Annotated in this window: 25 protein-coding genes and 2 tRNA genes; 16 read left to right on the forward strand and 11 right to left on the reverse strand. The window is 58.9% G+C overall.

Features of this window, described 5'->3' with window-relative positions:
• Positions 1–2: 2 nt before the first annotated feature.
• Together J4E42_RS01810 and J4E42_RS01815 are read right to left on the reverse strand one after the other, a co-directional pair.
• Complete coding sequence (locus J4E42_RS01810; protein ID WP_008031064.1) at positions 3–233, reverse strand: hypothetical protein; 231 nt, start codon at positions 231–233, stop codon at positions 3–5.
• 72 nt (positions 234–305) lie between these two features.
• Positions 306–665: a hypothetical protein gene (locus tag J4E42_RS01815; RefSeq protein ID WP_192227053.1), complete on the reverse strand. Its 360-nt coding sequence runs from the start codon at positions 663–665 to the stop codon at positions 306–308.
• Between the two features lie 212 nt (positions 666–877).
• Here J4E42_RS01815 and J4E42_RS01820 point away from each other — a divergent pair, with 212 nt between their 5' ends.
• From J4E42_RS01820 to ada, 5 genes are all read left to right on the forward strand, one after another.
• Positions 878–1180 (forward strand): DUF1883 domain-containing protein, encoded by a 303-nt coding sequence (locus J4E42_RS01820; RefSeq protein WP_008031060.1) that lies wholly within the window; start codon positions 878–880, stop codon positions 1178–1180.
• A gap of 34 nt (positions 1181–1214) precedes the next feature.
• A complete protein-coding gene (locus tag J4E42_RS01825) occupies positions 1215–1385 on the forward strand; it encodes a hypothetical protein (RefSeq protein WP_162130704.1) in 171 nt (56 codons plus the stop codon).
• A 125-nt stretch (positions 1386–1510) separates the two neighbouring features.
• Positions 1511–2218, forward strand: coding sequence for a 2OG-Fe(II) oxygenase (locus J4E42_RS01830; RefSeq protein ID WP_207284418.1), 708 nt, complete (start codon positions 1511–1513; stop codon positions 2216–2218).
• Entirely contained in the window at positions 2208–2888 is a 681-nt protein-coding gene (gene alkB, locus J4E42_RS01835; protein WP_207284419.1) for a DNA oxidative demethylase AlkB, read from the forward strand. The genes J4E42_RS01830 and alkB overlap by 11 nt, the downstream gene beginning before the upstream one ends.
• Before the next feature lie 86 nt (positions 2889–2974).
• Positions 2975–4039, forward strand: a complete 1065-nt coding sequence (gene ada / locus J4E42_RS01840) for a bifunctional DNA-binding transcriptional regulator/O6-methylguanine-DNA methyltransferase Ada (protein ID WP_207284420.1) — start codon at positions 2975–2977, stop codon at positions 4037–4039.
• A 47-nt stretch (positions 4040–4086) separates the two neighbouring features.
• Here ada and J4E42_RS01845 read toward each other — a convergent pair whose 3' ends face one another.
• Entirely contained in the window at positions 4087–5070 is a 984-nt protein-coding gene (locus tag J4E42_RS01845; RefSeq protein ID WP_192227049.1) for an MDR family oxidoreductase, read from the reverse strand.
• A 187-nt stretch (positions 5071–5257) separates the two neighbouring features.
• Between J4E42_RS01845 and J4E42_RS01850 the strand changes: the two genes are divergently transcribed.
• From J4E42_RS01850 to J4E42_RS01885, 8 genes are all read left to right on the forward strand, one after another.
• Complete coding sequence (locus J4E42_RS01850; RefSeq protein WP_207284421.1) at positions 5258–6322, forward strand: nitronate monooxygenase family protein; 1065 nt, start codon at positions 5258–5260, stop codon at positions 6320–6322.
• A gap of 135 nt (positions 6323–6457) precedes the next feature.
• Entirely contained in the window at positions 6458–7225 is a 768-nt protein-coding gene (gene modA / locus J4E42_RS01855) for a molybdate ABC transporter substrate-binding protein (RefSeq protein WP_008031048.1), read from the forward strand.
• Positions 7226–7906: a molybdate ABC transporter permease subunit gene (modB, locus tag J4E42_RS01860; protein WP_192227047.1), complete on the forward strand. Its 681-nt coding sequence runs from the start codon at positions 7226–7228 to the stop codon at positions 7904–7906. It begins immediately after the preceding gene.
• 3 nt (positions 7907–7909) lie between these two features.
• Positions 7910–8989 carry a molybdenum ABC transporter ATP-binding protein gene (gene modC / locus J4E42_RS01865; protein WP_207284422.1) on the forward strand — a complete coding sequence of 360 codons (1080 nt, stop codon included), beginning with the start codon at positions 7910–7912 and terminating at the stop codon, positions 8987–8989.
• Positions 8990–9064: 75 nt separating this feature from the next.
• Positions 9065–10105, forward strand: a complete 1041-nt coding sequence (locus J4E42_RS01870) for a DNA topoisomerase IB (protein ID WP_207284423.1) — start codon at positions 9065–9067, stop codon at positions 10103–10105.
• A 72-nt stretch (positions 10106–10177) separates the two neighbouring features.
• Positions 10178–10399 (forward strand): hypothetical protein, encoded by a 222-nt coding sequence (locus tag J4E42_RS01875; RefSeq protein WP_008036909.1) that lies wholly within the window; start codon positions 10178–10180, stop codon positions 10397–10399.
• 115 nt (positions 10400–10514) lie between these two features.
• The gene (locus J4E42_RS01880; protein WP_008031039.1) at positions 10515–10745 is read left to right on the forward strand and encodes a hypothetical protein; all 231 of its coding nucleotides are present in this window, start codon (positions 10515–10517) and stop codon (positions 10743–10745) included.
• Between the two features lie 301 nt (positions 10746–11046).
• The gene (locus J4E42_RS01885) at positions 11047–11331 is read left to right on the forward strand and encodes a hypothetical protein (RefSeq protein WP_008036910.1); all 285 of its coding nucleotides are present in this window, start codon (positions 11047–11049) and stop codon (positions 11329–11331) included.
• On the opposite strand, the gene J4E42_RS01890 is transcribed toward J4E42_RS01885, so the two are convergent.
• The gene (locus J4E42_RS01890) at positions 11328–12014 is read right to left on the reverse strand and encodes a TetR/AcrR family transcriptional regulator (protein WP_207284424.1); all 687 of its coding nucleotides are present in this window, start codon (positions 12012–12014) and stop codon (positions 11328–11330) included. The genes J4E42_RS01885 and J4E42_RS01890 overlap by 4 nt on opposite strands.
• Before the next feature lie 156 nt (positions 12015–12170).
• Between J4E42_RS01890 and J4E42_RS01895 the strand changes: the two genes are divergently transcribed.
• Entirely contained in the window at positions 12171–12998 is an 828-nt protein-coding gene (locus J4E42_RS01895; protein ID WP_207284425.1) for an NAD(P)H-binding protein, read from the forward strand.
• Between the two features lie 147 nt (positions 12999–13145).
• Positions 13146–13355, forward strand: a complete 210-nt coding sequence (locus tag J4E42_RS01900; protein ID WP_008031035.1) for a hypothetical protein — start codon at positions 13146–13148, stop codon at positions 13353–13355.
• 85 nt (positions 13356–13440) lie between these two features.
• Here J4E42_RS01900 and J4E42_RS01905 read toward each other — a convergent pair whose 3' ends face one another.
• The 7 genes from J4E42_RS01905 to J4E42_RS01935 all read right to left on the reverse strand — a co-directional run bounded on the left by J4E42_RS01905 (position 13441) and on the right by J4E42_RS01935 (position 19446).
• On the reverse strand, positions 13441–13791 hold the full coding sequence (locus J4E42_RS01905; RefSeq protein WP_207284426.1) for a hypothetical protein: 351 nt from the start codon (positions 13789–13791) through the stop codon (positions 13441–13443).
• A 119-nt stretch (positions 13792–13910) separates the two neighbouring features.
• A tRNA-Leu gene (locus tag J4E42_RS01910) sits at positions 13911–13997 on the reverse strand.
• A 195-nt stretch (positions 13998–14192) separates the two neighbouring features.
• A tRNA-Cys gene (locus tag J4E42_RS01915) sits at positions 14193–14266 on the reverse strand.
• Positions 14267–14518: 252 nt separating this feature from the next.
• The gene (locus J4E42_RS01920) at positions 14519–14959 is read right to left on the reverse strand and encodes a CBS domain-containing protein (RefSeq protein WP_008029579.1); all 441 of its coding nucleotides are present in this window, start codon (positions 14957–14959) and stop codon (positions 14519–14521) included.
• Positions 14960–14999: 40 nt separating this feature from the next.
• A complete protein-coding gene (nirD, locus tag J4E42_RS01925) occupies positions 15000–15377 on the reverse strand; it encodes a nitrite reductase small subunit NirD (RefSeq protein ID WP_008029576.1) in 378 nt (125 codons plus the stop codon).
• Positions 15377–17938, reverse strand: coding sequence for a nitrite reductase large subunit NirB (nirB, locus tag J4E42_RS01930; RefSeq protein ID WP_207284427.1), 2562 nt, complete (start codon positions 17936–17938; stop codon positions 15377–15379). Before nirB ends, nirD begins: the two co-directional genes overlap by 1 nt.
• Before the next feature lie 338 nt (positions 17939–18276).
• Positions 18277–19446 (reverse strand): DUF1624 domain-containing protein, encoded by a 1170-nt coding sequence (locus J4E42_RS01935; protein ID WP_207284428.1) that lies wholly within the window; start codon positions 19444–19446, stop codon positions 18277–18279.
• Between the two features lie 286 nt (positions 19447–19732).
• Here J4E42_RS01935 and J4E42_RS01940 point away from each other — a divergent pair, with 286 nt between their 5' ends.
• Positions 19733–21472, forward strand: coding sequence for a dipeptidase (locus J4E42_RS01940; protein WP_207284429.1), 1740 nt, complete (start codon positions 19733–19735; stop codon positions 21470–21472).
• Positions 21473–21526 lie beyond the last annotated feature (54 nt).

The following is a 21526-nucleotide window of genomic DNA, read 5'->3' on the forward strand; positions in this document are numbered from 1 at the left end:
CCCTACATGTGAATTTCGGCGAACTTGATCCCGAGACCGCGCACGGTCTCGATCAGATCGTCGAGACGACTGAAGGATTCGACTTCATCATTATCGTCCACCAGAAAATAGCTGCGTCCGGCGCTTTTCTTGAAAAACACGATCCATTCCCCCGGATCAGCCGGATTTTGAATCACATGGGTAGCAGAGATGTGACCCTCTGCGTGCCGTTCCCGTACCTGCTCTCGCTTCATGCTCGACTCCAGAAATGACAATGCCGCCAAAGCGTTGCTTTGACGGCATCGATGCTGACTGTCGCCAGTCTATCAGCCGGAAATGCACGCCGTGGCGGCATCGCGCACATCCATGGGGCGTAACGGCACATTGGAGATGCGCTCATGCAGCTTGATGCTGCTGCCACTGGAACGTTCTTCGATATCGAATACAGCGGCCGGACCCGAGGAGAACTTCTGCGGCACGATGACCCGCACGCCGTCTTTGCCCTGCGGCTCGACTTGCAGGGCACCGCGGCTGCCGGCCAGTTTCTCGGTCAGGCATTGCGCGTACTCATGGGGCTTCTTGCCTGAAATCACGTTCATGGTGGGCAGCGTCTCGTTGATTTCCGAGACACTCGCACAACCACTCATCGCCAACGCCAATGGCAAAACCCACGCACCCCACTTCATAAAAAACCTCCGATAAAGCCCCTCCGACAGCACAAATGCTGGTTTTCTCCGAGGCCTACTGCTTTTATCGCTCATAGAATTCCGAATAACTGTTTTTAATTGTCAAAGCGGAGCCCGACGACCGGATAATAACCCGTTCGGGCTGATAAACTGCGCCCATCGCCCATGCTATCGTTTTGATTTTGTAGAAAAAGCCCTTCTGGAGGCGCCTCATGAAATTTATCCACCAGCGCGAGCACCTCAATGAAGACGACATCGTCGTCATCCAGTGCTCGCAAATGTGCAACATCCGCTTGATGAACGACGCCAACTTCCGCAGCTTCAAGAATGGCGGCCGTCACACTTACCATGGTGGTGCATTCGACACCTTCCCGGCCCGTATTACTGCACCAAGTACAGGTTTCTGGAACATCACCATCGACACCGTCAATCGTCGGGCGATCAGCGTGACCCGCAAACCGACCTTGTCCCACTCGATCAAGATCATCCGCCGCTCCACCACGAAACTGAGCTGAGCACCGCCCGACTCGAACACAGGCAGATATGACCGTGACCCAAACAACCAAGTACGTCATCAAATACAAACTCAACGGCGAACGCCGCTTCGAATTTGCCCAGCTTGAAAACGGCACCGAAGCAGAAGCCAAAGCCGCGCTGGACGCCATTCATGGCCAGGGCGAAGACGTCATCAGCGAGATCAGCGTCAGCAAAGCGCTGTAACGGGATTCGGAGCGACAACCGGGATGTCTGCTCCGTCCGTTGAATTCGACCGCAAGCGCCGGAGTGTTCACGACGGCAGCGTTCCCTAGACTGGCCACCTCAACCCTGGGTTAAGGAGTCAGCACATGTTTAACGAGCGTACGCTCGATGCACTCGATTGGAACAGCCTGTACCAGCAACTCGATCAGGATGGCTGCGCCATCATCCGGTCATTGCTGAGTGCCGAAGAGTGTGACGACATCAGCGCGCTCTATGCGAAACCAGAGCCTTTCCGCTCACAGGTCATGATGGCCCGCCACGGCTTTGGTCGCGGCGAGTACAAATATTTCCGCTATCCGCTACCGGATCTCGTCTGCCGAATGCGCAATGCGCTCTACCCGCGACTGGTACCGATTGCCAATCGCTGGTACGAGCAGATGGACTTGCCGATCCGTTTCCCCCCGAAGCACGAGGCGTTCCTTGAGCGCTGTCATGCCGCCGGTCAGGAGCGCCCAACGCCGTTGTTGCTGCAATATGGGCCACAGGACTACAACTGCCTTCATCAGGATCTGTACGGTGAACACGTTTTTCCACTGCAAGTGGCGATTCTTCTGTCAGAGCCAGGCGAAGATTTCACCGGCGGCGAGTTTGTACTGACCGAGCAACGGCCACGGATGCAGTCTCGCCCCCAGGTGATTGGCCTGAAGAAAGGTGACGGGCTGATCTTTGCCGTCAACCAACGGCCGGTCAAAGGCGTTCGCGGTTTCTACCGGGTCACGTTGCGCCACGGGGTCAGTCGCCTGCACAGCGGAAAACGGCATACCCTTGGAATCATCTTTCACGATGCGACATGACCCCATGACCCCGAGCACATTCGACCTGTTTGCCGACGCCGAGCCCGAGCAGCTACCTCGGCGCGAGCAGATCGGCGAACAGTCTTGCGTACTGAGAGGCTTTGCCCTGCCCTGGCTGGATCGTTTGCTGCCTGCACTGGAAGCGGTTCTGGCCGCCGCGCCGTTTCGGCAGATGGTCACGCCCGGCGGCTTCATCATGTCGGCAGCCATGAGCAGTTGCGGCACCTGGGGCTGGACCACCGACCGCAGCGGTTATCGCTACACCCGCAATGATCCGCAAACCGACGCGCCCTGGCCGGCCATACCCGCGGTGTTTTTGGCGCTCGCACAAGCGGCAGCACGCGAAGCCGGTTTTGCTGATTTCGTACCCGATTCCTGCCTGATCAACCGTTATGTCCCCGGCGCCAAAATGTCATTGCATCAAGACAAGGATGAAGCGTCCTACGCAGCGCCGATCGTTTCAGTCTCCCTGGGCTTGCCGGCGATGTTCCTGTTCGGCGGGTTTGAACGCAGCGATAAAAGCCAGCGAGTGCCACTGTTGCACGGCGATATCGTGGTCTGGGGCGGCGTTGATCGCTTGCGTTATCACGGTGTCTTGCCGATCAAGGACGGTCAGCACCCGCGAATGGGCGAGCAACGGATCAACTTCACGTTTCGTACCGCAAAATGAATCCCCGAATTTGACCGCAAGCCCCGGAGTGCGACGACTGCGCCGGCTGGATAATCTGAATCAAACAGGTCAACGGACAAGAAGCCATGACACGCCAATCGACAAGAATCGCCACCGAAAACGATCCGCGCTGGGCCGCCGTCGTCGCACGCGATCCCCGCGCAGACGGGCAATTTGTGTATGCAGTGAAAACCACCGGCATCTATTGCAGCCCCAGCAGTCTGGCGCGCTTGCCCAAGCCGCAGAACGTCGAATTCTTCGACACCGCCGAGCAAGCCCAGGCGGCCGGTTACCGCCCGAGCAAACGCGCGGCGAAGGATCAAAGTGACGTCGCCGCGCAACATGCCGCAACGGTGGCCGCCGCGTGCCGTCAAATCGAGACCGCAGAGCATCTGCCGGCACTGAGTGAACTGGCCGACGTGGCGGGCCTGAGCAGCTTCCACTTTCACCGAGTGTTTAAAGCCGTGACCGGATTGACGCCCAAGGGCTACGCCACGGCCCACCGTTCACGCAAGGTTCGCCAACGCTTGATCGATGGAGGCTCGGTGACCAATGCCTTGTATGACGCCGGTTTCAATTCCAATAGCCGATTTTATGAGGCGGCGGATCAATTGTTGGGGATGAAACCTGGCGACTACCGCGCCGAAGGCCAGAACAACGACATTCGGTTTGCCGTCGGCCAGTGTTCTTTAGGGGCGATTCTGGTGGCGCAAAGCGAACGCGGTGTGTGCGCGATTCTGCTGGGTGATGATCCGCACCAATTGGTGTGCGACCTGCAGGACAAGTTTCGGCGGGCCAACCTGATCGGCGCCGACCACGGGTTCGAGCAGTTGATCGCCCAGGTCGTCGGGTTTATCGAAGCGCCGGCCATCGGCCTGGACTTGCCTCTGGATGTGCGCGGCACGGCGTTTCAGGAGCGCGTCTGGCAAGCCCTGCGGGAAATTCCTGTCGGAAGCACCGCCAGTTACGCCGATGTCGCGCAGCGCATCGGCTCACCGAAAGCGGTACGCGCCGTGGCCCAGGCCTGCGGCGCGAACAGCCTGGCGGTGGCGATCCCGTGCCACCGCGTGGTGCGCAGTGACGGCAACTTGTCGGGGTATCGTTGGGGAGTGGAGCGCAAGCGGCAGTTGTTGGAGCGCGAAAGCCAATAAATCAAAAGATCGCAGCCTGCGGCAGTCGCAGGCTGCGATTTTTGCTTTCAGCGATTCACATCCACCACCACACGGCCACGCAGCTGACCGGCGAGCAATCGCGGTGCCGCATCGATCGCCTCACTCAAACCGATTTCGTGGCTGATCAGCGGCAGCAAGGCAAAGTCCAGATCCTTGGCCAGACGGTTCCAGGCCAATACCCGCTTGGCTTTGGGTTGGGTCACGCTGTTGATTCCGGCCAGGGTCACGCCGCGCAAAATGAACGGGGCGACAGAGGCCGGAAAGTCCATGCCTTGCGCCAAACCACACGCGGCGACAGTGCCGTTGGCTTTCGTGCTGGCACAGGCGTTGGCCAAGGTGTGACTGCCGACCGAGTCGATCACGGCCGCCCAACGCTCTTTGGCCAGCGGTTTTCCCGGCTCGGACAATGTCGCGCGGTCGATGATTTCGCTGGCACCTAATTGCTTGAGGTAGTCGTGTTCGGAGGTGCGGCCAGTGGACGCGACCACCCGGTAGCCGAGCTTGTTCAACAGCGCGATGGCGAAACTGCCTACACCACCGTTGGCGCCCGTGACCAAAACGTCACCCTGCTCAGGCGTCACACCGTTATGTTCCAAAGCCAGGATGCTCAGCATCGCCGTGTAACCGGCCGTGCCGATCGCCATTGCCTGGGCAGCGGTGAATTCCCGAGGCAGCGGAATCAGCCAGTCGCCATTCAGGCGCGCCTTCTGCGCCAATCCGCCCCAATGCCCTTCACCGACTCCCCAGCCATTGAGTACGACTTGATCACCGACCTTGTAGTCCGGATGCCCACTGACTTCGACAGTCCCCGCCAGATCAATGCCCGGCACCATCGGGAATTTTCGCACCACCGGGCTGCTGCCGGTGATCGCCAGACCGTCCTTGAAGTTCAGCGTGCTGTACGCCACACGCACTGTCACATCGCCCTCGGGCAGTTGATCGTCATTGATCTCTTGCAGTGTGGCCCGGTAACCGCTGTCGTCTTTGTCGATCAAAATGCCTTGGAACATTGTCGTCTCCTGTCAGATCATTCAGTTGTCGTGCTACTGGAATATCACACTGCAACCTTTTGCCGTACCCGACTTTAAGCCAATCCAGGAATGCCCCATCCTGAAACCCGATGGGTCTTGCGCCTGTCTTTGCTGATACAAGTCCCGTCCTGCAGCCCTGCCCCGTTATGACCCGGAGAACCTTGAAATGAGCCAATGGCCAGATACCCGAATTATCGATTTGCTGGGGATCGAACTGCCGATCATCCAGGCTCCGATGGCTGGCGCAACCGGTTCAGCCATGGTCATCGCCGCGAGCAATGCCGGCGGCCTGGGCTCGATGCCCGCAGCCATGCTGACCACCGAGCAGTTGCGCGAAGAACTGAAAACCATTCGCCAACACACTCAACGCCCGATCAACGTCAACTTCTTCTGCCATCAGCCGCCCCCTGCCGACGAGCAACGTGCCCGGGACTGGAAGAATCTGCTGCAACCCTACTACCGCGAACTCGGCGTGGATTTCGACGCACCGACACCCGTGTCCAATCGCGCGCCGTTCGATAACGCAACCTGTGAAGTGATCGAAGAATGCCGCCCCGAAGTGGTGAGCTTTCACTTCGGTCTGCCGGAAAAATCCCTGTTGGATCGCGTCAAGGCGACCGGGGCGAAAGTGCTGTCTTCGGCGACGACTGTCTCAGAAGCCGTCTGGCTTGAGCAGCATGGCTGCGACGCGATCATCGCCATGGGTTACGAAGCCGGTGGCCATCGGGGCATGTTTCTCAGCGACGATTTGAGCAGCCAGGTGGGCCTCTTCGCGCTGCTGCCGCAAATTGTCGACGCGGTGAAAGTGCCGGTAATTGCCGCTGGCGGCATTGCCGACGCACGGGGCGTGGCGGCGGCGTTTCTGTTGGGCGCGTCCGCGGTGCAGGTGGGCACGGCGTATTTGTTTACGCCGGAAGCCAAGGTCAGCACCTCTCATCACAAAGCGTTGCGCACGGCCAAAGAAAGCGAGACCGCCGTCACCAACATTTTCACCGGCCGCCCGGCACGCGGGATTCTCAATCGCGTGATGCGCGAACTCGGACCGATCTGCGATAAAGCACCGGCCTTCCCGTTGGCGGGTGGGGCGTTGATGCCATTGCGGGCAAAGGGCGAAGCGGATTTCAGCAACCTCTGGGCCGGGCAGGCATTCAGGTTGGGGGTTGAGATGACGACAGCAGAATTGACGCAGCGTCTGGCCCAAGACGGCTTGGCGAAACTGTTGCACCGCTAGGCACAAGACCTGAGGCGAGGCGTTTCGCCGCAATGCAATCGAGATCAACACATTCCGTTTGCAGGCAATTCGCTATATATTCCGCTATATAGCGTTTTAACCCCTCGCTGTCCCTGCCTACAACGGAGCCGTTTCATGACCATTCGTGCCTCACGTTTTGCCCCTACTTGCCTGGCGAGCCTGCTTGCTGTGTTCGCCATTGGCGCGGCCCAGGCGGACGAAGTCCAGGTCGCCGTCGCGGCCAACTTCACCGCGCCGATCCAGGCTATCGCTGCTGATTTCGAGAAAGACACCGGGCACAAACTGGTCACCTCCTTTGGTGCAACCGGCCAGTTCTATACGCAGATCAAGAATGGCGCGCCGTTTGAAGTGTTCCTCTCGGCGGACGACACCACCCCGCAAAAACTCGAAGCCGAAGGCGACATCGTCAAGGGCTCGCGCTTCACCTACGCCGTTGGCACCCTGGCGTTGTGGTCGGCTAAAGAAGGTTACGTCGATGCCAAAGGGGATGTGCTGAAAAAGAACGAATATCAGCATCTCTCCATCGCCAACCCGAAAGCCGCCCCTTATGGCCTGGCTGCCACCCAGGTTTTGGCCAAGCAGGGCCTGACCGACAAGGTCAAAGACAAGATCGTTGAAGGCCAGAACATCACCCAGGCTTATCAGTTTGTCTCAACCGGTAACGCAGAACTGGGCTTTGTCGCCTTGTCGCAGATCTACAAAGACGGCAAAGTCACCAGCGGTTCGGCGTGGATCGTTCCAGCCAGCCTGCACGACCCGATCAAACAAGACGCGGTGATCCTCAACAAAGGCAAGGACAACCCGGCTGCCAAGGCGCTGGTTGACTACCTCAAAGGTCCGAAAGCCGCTGCTGTCATCAAATCCTACGGTTACCAACTCTAAATGACCCTGTCGAGTGCCGATTTTTCCGCCATCTGGCTGACCCTGAAACTGGCGTCCCTGACGACGGTTATCCTGCTGGTGATCGGCACTCCGATTGCGTTATGGCTGTCGCGCACCCAATCCTGGCTGCGCGGCCCGGTCGGGGCGATTGTCGCCCTGCCCCTGGTGCTGCCGCCCACGGTGATCGGTTTTTATCTGTTGCTGGCGCTTGGCCCTAACGGCTTTATCGGCCACTTCACTCAATCGCTGGGGCTTGGCACCCTGACGTTCAGTTTTGCCGGATTGGTAATCGGCTCGGTGCTCTATTCGATGCCGTTCGTGGTCCAGCCGTTGCAAAACGCTTTTTCTGCCATTGGCACCCGCCCACTGGAAGTGGCTGCGACCTTGCGCGCCAATCCCTGGGACACTTTTTTCAGCGTGATCCTGCCTCTGGCCCGACCGGGGTTCATCACCGCCGCGATTCTCGGTTTCGCCCACACCGTCGGTGAATTTGGCGTGGTGCTGATGATCGGCGGCAACATCCCCGACAAGACCCGCGTGGTCTCGGTGCAGATCTACGATCACGTCGAAGCCATGGAATACGCCCAGGCCCACTGGCTGGCCGGGGCGATGCTGGTGTTCTCGTTTGCCGTGTTGCTGGCGCTGTACTCCAGCCGTAAAACCAAAGCGGGCTGGAGCTGATCGATGATTCAAACACGTCTGAAACTGAGGTATTCGGGGTTCGCCCTGAATGTGGACTTGCAACTGCCCGGCCGTGGCGTCACCGCGCTTTACGGCCATTCCGGCTCGGGCAAGACCACCTGTTTGCGCTGCATCGCAGGCCTGGAACGGGCCGAACAAGGCTTTATCCAGGTCAACGATGAAGTCTGGCAGGACAGCGACAGGAAGATTTTCGTAGCGCCGCACAAACGCGCGATCGGCTATGTTTTCCAGGAAGCCAGTCTGTTTACGCACCTGTCGGTGTTGGCGAACTTGCAGTTCGGCCTCAAGCGAATCCCCAGACACCAGCGCCGGGTCGACATGGCGCACGCGACAGAACTGTTGGGCATCGGTCATCTGCTGGACCGCCATCCGCAGCACTTGTCGGGTGGCGAGCGACAGCGTGTCGGCATTGCCCGCGCGCTGCTCACCAGCCCGAAACTGTTGCTGATGGACGAGCCGCTGGCGGCGCTGGATTCGCAACGCAAAAGCGAGATCCTGCCCTACCTGCAAAGGCTGCACGATGAACTGGACATCCCGGTGCTGTACGTCAGCCATTCCCAGGATGAAGTGGCGCGGCTGGCCGACCACATCGTCCTGCTCAGCAACGGCAAAGCCCTGGCCAGCGGCCCTATCGGTGAAACGCTGGCCCGGCTCGATTTGCCTTTGGCGTTGGGCGATGACGCCGGCGTGGTGATCGAGGGTCATGTCAGTGCCTATGACGCCGATTATCAGTTGCTGACCTTGCAACTGCCAGGCACCGCTCTGAACATCCGCGTGACGCACACGCCGATGGACCCCGGCCAGGCGCTGCGTTGCAAGGTCCAGGCGCGCGATGTCAGCCTGAGCCTGCACAGCGCCGAGCAAAGCAGCATCCTGAACCGTCTGCCGGTGACCGTGATCAGTGAAATGGGCGCAGACAACGCCGCCCACGTGCTGATCCGCCTGGACGCGGCCGGCACACCACTGCTGGCGCGAATCACCCGCTACTCCCGGGATCAGTTGCAGGTGCATCCCGGCCAACAGCTCTGGGCGCAAATCAAAGCGGTGGCGGTGCTGGCGTAAACCCGCTGGCACGACTGCACTGGCACGCGGTCAATGGCTGTAACGGCCCCTGATTCGTCGCCAAGGACTACCACCATGCCCGATTCCGCGCTGACTGATGTGCTGCCACCTGACCTGCATTATGTCGATGACACCCAGCCCGGCATCGCCCGCAAGAAACTGCGCGGCAGGTTCAGCTACTTCGACCCGGACGGAAAACGCATCACCGACCCGAAGCAAATCAAACGTATCAATGCCCTCGCCGTCCCCCCGGCCTACACCGACGTTTGGATTTGCGCCGACCCGAGTGGGCATCTGCAAGCCACTGGCCGTGATGCGCGGGGGCGCAAGCAATACCGTTATCACCCGCGCTGGCGCGAAGTGCGCGATGCCGACAAATATTCGCGCCTGCGGGATTTCGGGCTCGCCCTGCCGAAACTGCGCAAACAGCTTGAAACGCTGTTGGCCGCCCCGGGCTTCAGCCGCGACAAGGTCATGGCCACGGTCATTACCTTGCTCGACGCGACATTGATTCGGGTCGGCAACACGCAGTACGCCCGGGACAACCGCTCGTATGGGCTGACCACGCTGCGCAACCGGCACGTCGAGATCAACGGCAGTGCGATCCGGTTCCAGTTCCGGGGCAAGAGCGGCGTCGAGCACCAGATCACCGTGAAAGACCGGCGCCTGGCACGAATCATCAAACGCTGCCAGGAGATTCCAGGGCAGAACCTGTTTCAGTATCTGGATGAAAGCGGCGAGCGGCACACCGTCAGTTCCTCCGACGTCAACGCCTACCTGCAAACCCTCACCGGCACCGACTTCACCGCCAAGGATTACCGCACCTGGGCTGGTAGCGCGCTGGCGTTGTCGGTGTTGCGCGGTTTGCAGTGGGAACCGGAATCAGACGCCAGGCGGCATGTGGTGGAGATGGTCAAGAACGTCGCCAGGCAACTTGGCAACACCCCGGCAGTTTGTCGCAAGTGCTACATCCACCCGGCGGTGCTTGAGGGTTTCCTGATGGGGGCATTGGCCGAGTTACCGCGCCCGAGAACACGTAAAGGCTTGAAGGCCGAGGAAGTCGGGCTGGCGATGTATTTGGAGAAGATGATCGAGGCGACTCAACCGACGAACTGACCTGTTCATTTTTTGCGCGATCACCAATGGCTTCTATAGTTGTTGTGACACAAATTAGCTTCGAGTGAAGCCATGGAAGACATTTACGTTGTTAAGCGCTGCAACAAGATCATCGTTTATGGCCGCCGAGCCGGGGATGACCAACATCAGCCACCTGAAGCCACCTTCTGGTATCGCATCACCGATACCCGGACTAACGGCTACATCGGCGACGGCTACGATCTTGAAGAAAAAGCCCAACGCGCGTGCGATCAACTCAATGCCCGATCGCAAGTGGTGGCCCGACAAGGCTGAAGTCCGGGTCTATACTGAAAAATGGCTGAGGGAACAGCGACCCCATCGGCAGAAAGCTCGCTCCTTGCGGGCTTTTTGCTGCCACTGCCAGGTTTCTTGAACGGAGGTGTTTGCCATGTCCGAAAAAGAGTCCATCACCACCCTGCTCACCCTGCTCGACTCGCGCCAGGTTCGCTTGGCCGCAGCGTGCAAGGAAATCGCCGACTGGGTCGATCATCAAGGCGGGCATCCGACCGCCCTCAGGATTCGTGATCGCCTGAACGACATCGAGAAGGACACGCCGCTGATTCGTAACACGCTGTCTTCGCTCAAACCTGTCGAGCCGCCGCTGCCGCGGTTCAGATGATTCGATCTGGACTCCGGACACGAGCGCACGGCCAGGACGCATGAACGGCGACGATGATCGTCACCGGGTGCGTCCTTGCCTGATCACCTGCTACTGAATCCCAAACCCGGCCCTGTACCGGGATTTTTTTTGTCCGGTCATTTCACACAGCCTTCACAACTCACGCCTTACTGTAGCCCTACTCCTTTTGAAATATCCCTTGGCCCGCCCGCATGCGGGCCTTCTTTTTGCTCGCCTGCATTCAACGAACGTCATCACTCGCGGGAGGTCAAACAGTCACACGTCACGAAGGAGGCGTCTGATGGTTACTCACTTCAAAGTTGCCGGGCATCTGGCTTGCGGCCACAAAGGCAGCAAGCTCACCTCAACCACTGAACTGAACCGAGTGAAATGCAGAAGTTGCCGAAACACCGATGCATACAAGGATGCACGCAAAGACCAACGCAACGCGGCACGCCGCGCCGCACGCAAAGCCAAAGCCACTCACACTGCCAATGACTGGCGCGCAGCATGGGTCGAGCGGCTTACCGCCATGGCCGGGCTGCAACGGTTGCCCCGTGGCTTTAGCGGTCAACCATTCGTTTAACTGACAGGTTCGGCGGTTGAAGCACGTTCACTCGGCCCGGCCGCCGGCCCCATGATTTCTCGCAAAGACATCCGCTTGAACGCTTCCACCAGCGCGCGTCCCTCCTCGGGAGCGCATGAGATGGCCAGGCGCATTGTCGCCTCGCCCAGACTCCAGATCAGAAAGGCAGACGCCTGAACCTGTTGTATATCGCTGCTGGGGTTTACCCGCAGCATCGCATCCGCCAATAACCCGCCGGCAATCCGACACTCCTGCAGTTCCAGCGCCATGAGTTGCTTGTCTGCCTGCATGCCTGACCAGATGTCACGCATCGCCGGTGTCGCCAGGAAGATCTCGTAATACTCGTCCAACAGCTCTGAAAAGGCCTCGCGCAGCCCTTGCGCGTCCTCGACCGCAGCCATGGCGACTTCGATACAACGACGGCTTTCGGCGTTATAGCGCTCGGCCAAGGTGCGAATCACCGAACTCTTGTCTGGAAAATACTGATAAAGCGAGCCGATCGAAATCCCGCACATTTCGGCGATTTCACTCATTTTCACTTGATCGCTGCCCTTGCTCGCAATCAATTGCGTCCCCGCCGCCAGGATTCGCTCCTGGCGTTCGCGGCTGCGCTGCTGCGTGGGATTGCGCCGGACAGGTTCTGAAACGGCTTGCTCGTGGGCTTCGGTGGTTTTCTTCGGCACTGGCGTGCTTCCCGATCAATAACATGACATAGCCTCACCTTAGCACCGCCCGTACGTCGGTTTCACCGGTTCTTCCGGTTGACGATAAAACATGAGCGTTTATCATCTTTTTTAAACATGAGCATCACTCACATTAAACCGATGGAGATGAACGCGATGAAAACCACCCAAGAGACAATTCTGATTCTCGGCGCAACAGGCAAAACCGGGCGACGGATCACTCAACGGCTGAAAGCGGCCGATGTGCCTGTTCGTTTAGGCTCTCGCGGGGCGGATCCGGCGTTCGACTGGGAGGATCGCTCCACCTGGGAAGCGGTGCTTGAGGGAATTCACGCGGTGTACATTTCGTTCCAGCCAGACCTCGCGGTCCCCGGTGCGGTTGAAACTGTGCAGGCATTCACCGATCAGGCCGTTAAAAGCGGCGTCCGCAAACTGGTGCTGTTGTCAGGGCGCGGCGAAGTTGAAGCTGAACAGGCAGAACGCGTCGTTCAAACCAGCGGCGTGGACTGGACCATCCTGCGGGCCAGCTGGTTCTTTCAGAACTTCAGCGAAGCGCACTTTCTTGAGCCAATCCTGCAAGGAGAACTCGCCCTCCCCGTCGGCAACATCGCCGAGCCCTTTGTCGACGTGGAAGACATCGCCGAGATTGCGGTTGAGGCGCTGACCAAACCAGGGCATTCAGGCCAACTCTATGAGCTGACGGGCCCGCGCGCGCTGACCTTTGCAGAGGCCACTGCCGAAATTGCCCACGCCTCCAAACGCGATGTCGGTTTCGTCGCCGTGCCACCCGACGCCTATCGCCAGGCGCTGGAACAGGCCCAACTACCAACAGAGCTGATTGAACTCGTGCTGTACCTCTTCACCACCGTACTCGATGGCCGCAATACACCGGTGGCTGACGGCGTACAGCGTGCACTGGGTCGCCCGGCGCGGGACTTCAGCGACTATGTTCGCCGCACGGCGGCTACGGGTGTCTGGGGTTGAGATCAGCCGAATAGATTATTCGACGATCAGTTCAATAGCGCTGTATGCCATTTCATTTTTGGCGATAAGCGTTTTCCTCAGCTAGGGTTTCTATCGCATCGATTCTGCCCCGACGATGTGGGCAGGCGCCCGATCAAGGAGGAGTAAATGACGACGATCCGTGAGGCGGAAGAAGAATACTGCCGCTGGTCCAGCCCGATCTTGCTGGAGCTCAAAGCAAGAGAACATCAGCTTGATCCGGCAGCTCGTCAGGCATTGCAAAATATATTGCGAGAAAGAAGGCTCGTTGACACCGGCAACCCTTCCGGCGCTGATCGACGCAAGGCGAATCAGCCTGCTGACAAAAGCGGCAAGTGAAAATAGGTGACCGGAAACAAACAAGGGTTTGCATCAGCTTTCGCTGGCAAACCCTTGATTTTATAAAGTACGGTGAGAGTCCCACTCAAGCCGGTTCGCAGGTCAGCCTCCACGACTGCTCAAACAATTCCCCAGCGTTTCGGCTTTCAAACTCTTCCTCCAGAAAAACTCTGCTATCGCGAGGAAGTGCGATGAACCTTGAAAAGCCGACCATTCCCCCGAAGCTGTTTCTACTGTTCACCTCGCCGCAAAATACCTGGTGCCTGGAGTCAATGTTCCTGAACACCGCGGATTGAGGATCTTTCAGATAATCCCTGACAAGGTTTTTAGCCTGGTACTCCATGTAGTAATTGAAGTACGCATACCTTGACGCGTAGGCCACGCTCGCCAGAACGATGCCCGATACCATCAGGTACTTAAGTGTCTTCCATGCCATCCTGGGCCTCGCAAGAAGATGAAGTCGGCAAAGTGATCTTCGCAGAACACTTCGAGAAATAGCCGGGTAAAAATGAAAAAGGCCTGCGTGAGGTATCTCACGCAAGCCTTTGATATTCATGGTGCCCGAAGCCGGAATCGAACCGGCACGCCCTTACGAGCGGGGGATTTTAAGTCCCATGCGTCTACCAGTTTCGCCATTCGGGCGGTAGCGCGGTCAGGCAGTCTGATGGCTGACAAATGACGATCTGTCAGTTCTGACGCCTGTACAGCAGAGGACGAAATATATACATCCCGTCCCGGTGAAGCAAGTTTGCAAACGCCCATTTCAAGACTAAATCTTGCAGGACGACGCAAATAAAAAAGCTCCGTAAATCATCGATCTACGGAGCTTGTTTAAAGTGGAGGCCGAGGTCGGAATCGAACCGGCGTAGGTGGATTTGCAATCCACTGCATAACCATTTTGCTACTCGGCCTCAAACATCTGATGTCATGTAGCACAACACCAAACGCGTACAGTCTTGGAGAAGATCTAGATCTAACCCCTTGAAAACATTGAGCTTTTTCAGCGGTCAGTGCTTTCGATGGCGTGAATTATGTACTGATTTCCGAAGGCTGGCAACCCCTTGATTTCAAAAAAAATTTGTCAGGTGCTTTGCATGTTGCGACGCAGGCTCAACCGCTTCGCCCGCGCGCGCCAATACGGCTTCAGCATGCCCCCGGCCCGCTTAGTGCCCGCGAATGTAGTACTCCAATTGCCGGATCAAATCGGCCTGCTCGACAATCGCCTCTTTGACCAGGTCGCCAATCGACAACAACCCGATCAGCTCGCCGCTATCTAACACCGGCAGATGCCGCAGGTGGCTGTCGGTCATGACTTCCATACAGCGCTCGATGCTCTGTTGACTGTCGGCTGTCACCACCGGCGCGCTCATGATGTCGCGCACCGGCGTGCCGACCGAGGAGCGTCCCTGCAGAACGACCTTGCGCGCATAGTCGCGCTCGCTGATGACGCCGACCACCTGCCCCGCTTCGATGACTGGCAGCGCGCCCACATTCTTCTCGGCCATCATTTTCAGCGCTTCAAGCACCATCTGGTCTGGCGCGATGCTGTGCACGTGCTGGTTTTGCACGACTTTCAGTTTCAGCAGCTGTGCGGCTGTTTTCATGGATGCCTCCGCTATCGTTGCTCATTGCCGATGCTTGACCTCAAGCCAGCCCGACTTCCACCACGCCGCCGTTAAGCCGCACCGGCCAGACCCGCAAACGTTGCTGCGGGTACTCCAGGCAACTGCCGTCCTCAAGACGGAAATGCTGTTTGTAGATCGGTGAAGCAACCACGAGGTCCCCCTTGATGCTGCCGACCAGCCCGCGCCCGATGACGTTCGCCCCGGATTGCGGGTCATGGTTGTCGATGGCGTAGAGGCTTCTGCCCTCCGCGCCCGGCAGGTAGAACAGCGCCACTTGTGCGCCGTCGAGCCACACGACGACGCCGGAGTTAGAGACAAGGTCCTGCTGCTCGCACACGGTTTGCCAGACATCGCTGTCGGCCAGGGAATCGATGCGTTGGGTAGTGGACTGGCTCATCAGGCAATCTCCTCGGTGACAGGGATCAGGTTGAGTTCGGCAGCCATGATCGGGCGCCGTTGGCCGCGTTCCTGGACAAAATGGATGTCCGGGTCCGGGCGTTTGTCGTTGACGAAGGTCCGGAAGCGCTTGAGTTTTTCCGGGTCTTTGAGGGCGTTGGCCCACTCGCATTCGTAGCGGTCGACCACCAGTTGCATCTGCGATTCGAGTTCGGCGCCGAGCCCGAGGCTGTCGTTGATGATCACCTCTTTGAGGAAGTCGAGGCCGCCCTCCAGGCTTTCGCGCCACACCGAGGTGCGTTGCAGTTTGTCGGCGGTGCGGATGTAGAACATCAGGAAGCGGTCGATGTAGCGGATCAGCGTGGCATCGTCCAGGTCAGTGGCAAACAGCTCGGCGTGGCGTGGGCGCATGCCGCCGTTACCGGCGATGTAGAGGTTCCAGCCCTTCTCGGTGGCGATCACGCCGACGTCTTTGCTCTGGGCTTCGGCGCACTCACGGGTGCAACCGGACACTGCGAACTTGAGTTTGTGCGGCGAGCGCAATCCCTTGTAGCGGTCCTCGATGGTCAGGGCCATTTGCACGCTGTCCTGCACGCCATAACGGCACCAGGTGCTGCCGACGCACGACTTCACCGTCCGGGTCGATTTGCCGTAGGCGTGCCCGGTTTCGAAACCGGCTTCGATCAGTTCGGCCCAGATGTCCGGCAGTTCATGCAGCTGCGCGCCGAACAGGTCGATCCGCTGACCGCCGGTGATTTTGGTGTAGAGGTCGTATTTTTTCGCCACCACACCGATCGCGATCAGTTTGTCGGCCGTGATCTCACCACCGGGAATACGCGGCACCACCGAATAGGTGCCGTTTTTTTGCATGTTGGCCATGAAGGTGTCGTTGGTGTCCTGCAACGGCACCAGCGATGTATCCATGATCGGCTGGTTCCAGCACGACGCGAGAATCGAGCCCACGGCCGGCTTGCAGACGTCGCAACCGGTGTGGCCACGGCCGTGTTTGGCCAGCAGTTCTTCGAAGGTGATGACCCCTTCTACGCGGACCAGCGCATACAGTTCCTGACGGGTATAGGCAAAGTGTTCGCACAGGCTTTTGTCGACACTGACGCCCCGGGCGATCAACTCATGTTCGAACACTTGCTTGAGCAGACCGGCGCAGCCACCGCAGCCGGTGCAAGCCTTGGTCTGAGACTTGAGCAGGCCCAGGTCGGTGCAGCCGCCATCGATGGCCGAGCAGATGGAACCCTTGGTGACGTTGTGGCACGAGCAGACCGTGGCCGATTCGGGCAGCGCGCCCGGGCCCAGGGTCGGCGCGCCTTCGGATGACGGCAGGATCAGGCTGGCGGGTTCCCCCGGCAAGGCAATCGCGTTCTGCATGTATTGCAGCAGCGTGTCGTAATAGCTGTTGTCGCCAACCAGCACCGCGCCGATGACATGCTTGCCCGAGGCATCCACCACCAGCCGTCGATAGCTGGCCGTGGTTTCGTCGATGAACTGATAACTGCGTGCGCCTGGCGTATTGCCATGGGCATCGCCGATGGAGCCGACGTCAACGCCCAGCAGTTTGAGTTTGGTCGACATGTCGGCACCCAGAAACGGCTCGGCCGTGTCGTTGCACAGACGTGCCGCCACACCGCGCGCCATCTGGTAGCCCGGCGCGACCAAGCCGAAAAGACTGCCGTTCCAGGAGGCGCATTCGCCGATGGCGTAAATGTCCGGATCGCTGGTCAGGCATTCGTCATTGATCACTACGCCGCCGCGCGGGCCGATCTCCAGCGCGCACTGCCGGGCCAACGCATCTTGTGCGCGGATGCCCGCCGAGAACACGATCAGGTCGGTTTCAAGAAACTCGTCGTTGGCGAAGTTCATGCGGTAGCGATATTCCTCGCCCGCACTGATCGATTGAGTAGAGCGCGACAGGTGCACACCGACACCGAGTCTTTCGATCTGCGACTTGAGCGCAAGCCCACCCATTGTGTCCAGTTGCACCGGCATCAAGCGCGGGGCGAATTCCACCACATGCGCTTCCAGGCCGAGGCTTTTCAGGGCATTGGCGGCTTCAAGGCCCAACAGGCCACCGCCGACCACGACGCCGCGTCGGGCATTGGCTGCTGCGGCACGGATCGCATCGAGGTCTTCAAGGGTTCGATACACCAGGCGCGAATCGCCTTCGGCACCTTCGACTGGCGGCACAAACGGATAAGAGCCGGTGGCCAACACCAACTTGTCGTAAGGGATGCTGCCTTGCGCGGTAATCACCTGGCGACGGGTGCGGTCGATTTCCAGCACCGGCACACCCAAATGCAGGGTGACGCCCGGCGTCTGGTAAAGCGACGCATCCGACAGCGCCAACGATTCGGCATCACGCCCCGAGAAGTACTCGGAGAGATGCACGCGGTCGTAGGCACGCATCGGCTCCTCGCTGAAGACGTGCAGCCGATACTGGTCAAGCGCGCCCCGCTCAATCAACTGCTCGACGCAATGATGTCCGACCATGCCATTGCCGATCACGATCAGCGTTTGCACTTTGTTCAACGCGGCAACATTGGAATTCATAAGAAGCACCCGGCTAAAACGGTTCAAAAAGCAAAAAAAAACGCCTGAAACCTTGCGGTTCCAGGCGTCTTTGCCTGTTCTTTTGCGGTGTTAGCACCAGACGTCTATGCCTGATCCACCGATGTTGCCCATGATTCGATCGTCGTTGACCGAGGGGGCTGCCCACTCGACTGCGTTTATGGTGGGCCTGTCCGGTGTATTGCAGTGTTTGTGCCAGATCGCGAAAACGCTGATTGCCCGGCGTTTTTCAGGCGCAAGCACCGAGCAGGCTCCAGACTTTTGCCTTCGCATAGTGCAGACCTAGGCCTCACGGCTTTATAAAAGTGCATTCATGGGCATTACAGGTATTTGAGCCAGGCGATGTCGCGACGTCGGGCCTTCAGCCCGGAGAACCAACGGACCGGGCGATAAAGCGCAATGGCCAACAGGATTGCGGCGATCCAAACCGCGCCTACCGAGTCGAAACCGAAGTACGCGCCCTGATTCAATCCGAACAGCGCTACAGCGATGAGATACAAAACCTTCAGTGCGTAGAGGTGCAACAGATAGAAGAACATCGGCGCTGATCCAAACACCGTCAAGGGACGCAACCATCGGCTCTTCTGCAAGTGCTCAAACCAGAGAAGCAGCAAACATCCGAGGCTCAGGGTCAGCGCAATAAACAGCAGCGACGGCGGGTACTTGGTGATGTTGAAAAAACTCATCAGTGTTTGCACGGACGTATCGCCAACGCTCCATGGCTTCTCGCCATAACCGTTGAGCAGCCGCAGTGCGACGAAACCGGCCAGCCCCAAAACGCCACAGAGCAGCAACTTGCGCTGGCGCCCCTTGGCCTGCGCCGCTCGCCCGAACCACGGACCCATGGCGTAACCCAAGCCAATGACACCGATCCACGGCAGCACCGGATAGGACGTGCGCAGCCGAAACCCTTCGGACAGTTCGATCCAGCCGCGATCATGGAGGATCGCCCATGGCACGTGCATCGCCGATTCGATCGGAAAATGCAGACCATCCAGCACGTTGTGACCGGCAATGATCGCCAGGCTCAGGAGCAACAACACCGGACGCGGCAGCCAGACCATCACCGACAGGGCCAGCATGCTCAAGCCGATGGCCCAGATCACCTGCATGTAAATGACGGTCGGCGGAAACTGGAACGTCCAGGCGAAGTTCACCAGGGTGAACTCAAGCACCACCAGAAACAGCCCTCGCTTGAACAAGAAGCTGCAAACGTCAGCCTTGCCGGCGTACTTCTCACCGTACAGCCAGGCCGACAGACCGGTGAGCAGCACGAAGACCGGCGCGCACAAATGAGCGAGCGTGCGACTGAAAAACAGCGCCGGCTCGGTCGTGGTGATGTCCATCGGATCGGACACTTGCCGGTGCAGGAAAAAGGTTTCGCGAACGTGATCGAGCAGCATGAACAGAATCACCATGCCCCTCAATGCATCGATGGAAAGAAGCCGGCCAACTACCGTGCCGGTGGAGCGAGAAGGTGCAAGGGTCATGGATGTTTCGCAACGCAAGGGGTGAATAAACGTGTCCCACAGGACAGCCTGCCGGGCACCTTATATTGTTACCCTATAACATCTCAAAGCATTTTTTTAGTTTGTGCACATTTAGAAGGAAACCATGTAGGAGCGAGCCTGCTCGCGATGGTCGTTAACGAAAACGCGTGTTGCCTGGGTAAACGCAGCGTCCTTTAAACCATCGCGAGCAGGCTCGCTCCTACAGTGTTAATGTTGAAATGTTTTGTTTCATTAATCAGACACCTGCAAAGGAATGCCTTCAACAATGGACTTCTCACTCAAGCACCTCGCCGCGACAACGTTGATGCTGGCCAGTCTTTCGTCGTTCACCACAGCAGCGCACGCCAACATTACCCCGCAGCAAGGCGCGGCCATCCTCAAGACGTTCAGTGACGCATCGATCACGGATTTCAGGCAGTTCCTGACAAGCCTGGCCAAGAGCGACCTGGCCAAAACCGACGACCTCGGCACGGCAATCTCTGCCTTCCTCGACAACAAGAGCCTTTCCGCCGACCAGCAGAACGAAATCCATCGCCTGCTCGGCCTCTATGCGCGGGTGAAATACGGCAGCGCCGCCACCGAGACGCTGCGTGAACTGGTGGCCATCCCGACCTTCCGCGTGGACGGCGTTGCCCAGCACGACAACCCTGAATTCATCAAGATCGCCGACAAGATCAAGAGCCTGGCCCAGGCCTTCAACCTGACCTTTCGCAACGTCGACAACCGCGTCTATGAAATCTCCCTCGAAGGGAGCGGCGATGAAGTGGTCGGCATTCACGCCCACGCCGACGTGGTGCCCGTGACACCGGAAAACTGGGTCCTGAAAGACGGCACCCGCCTCGATCCGCTCAAGGTCACCCTGATTGGCGATCGCATGTATGGCCGTGGCACCGAAGATGACAAAAACGGCATCGTGGTGGCGCTCTACGCCATGAAAGTCATCAAGGAAGAAAAGCTGCCGCTGGCGAGGAATTTCAAACTGCTGGTGGACACCACCGAGGAAACCAGCGGCGACGCCATCCCTTATTACTTCGAACACAACCCCACACCGAACTACAACCTGGCGCTGGATGGCGGCTACCCGGTGGTGATCGCCGAGAAAGGCTACGGCACCGTCATGGCCAACTTCCCCAAGCGCAAAGCTGACGGCAAGGGCGCTGAAATCGTCTCGATGACTGGCGGCCTGGCCACCAACCAGATTCCGTCGGCGTCGGTCGCCACCCTGCTGAGTGACAAACCCGCCGAGCTGGCCGCCAGCCTGCAAAAGGCCGGTACCGAGTACGCCAAGCGCAATGGCGGCGACTTCGAGGTGACGGCCAAGGTCGTCGGCAAAGACGTCACGCTGACAGTCACCGGCGTTTCCGCCCACTCCTCCGAGCCCGAGTCCGGAATCAACCCGGTGGCGAGAATGCTGGTGTTCATCAACAGCCTCGACGGCAAGGTCGCCCTCAAGCACAACCACATCACCGACGCGGCCCGCTACGCTGCCGACAACTGGGGGCTCGATTATCTGGGTGGTAAATTGGCGGTCGGTTTTTCCGATGCGTTCATGGGGCCGTTGACCACCTCCCTGACCTTTGTCGGGATGGATGAAAACACCTTCAAACTCGCGGTCAACCTGCGCGTACCGAAGGGCAAGTCCCCGGAAGTGCTCAAGCACGAAATCGCCGACAAGCTCGACGCCTGGAGCAAGAAATCCCAGGTTGCGGTGGCCTTCGATTACTCGATCGCCGAACCGATGTACCGCAATCCCGAGGGTGAATGGGTCAAGGCGCTTCTCGCCGTGGCCAGCGAAAACCTGGGCATGGAACACAAATTCGGCACCTCGGCCGGCGCCACTTCTGTCCATGAACTGCCCAATGGCGTGCAATTCGGCCTGGCCCGGCCCGAAGTCAAATACACCGGCCACACCGACAACGAGTTCAAGACTGTCGACCAGTTCCTGCTGGACCTGCAAATCGTGACCGAGATGTTCGGGCGCATCGGCCAGCTGCCAAAACTCTAAGCCCTCCCCTTCGGACCCGCTGCTCTGGCGGGTCCGACGTTTACAGCGTCCTGA

The organism is Pseudomonas sp. FW300-N2A2 (assembly GCF_017351735.1).
Classification (GTDB): domain Bacteria; phylum Pseudomonadota; class Gammaproteobacteria; order Pseudomonadales; family Pseudomonadaceae; genus Aquipseudomonas; species Aquipseudomonas migulae.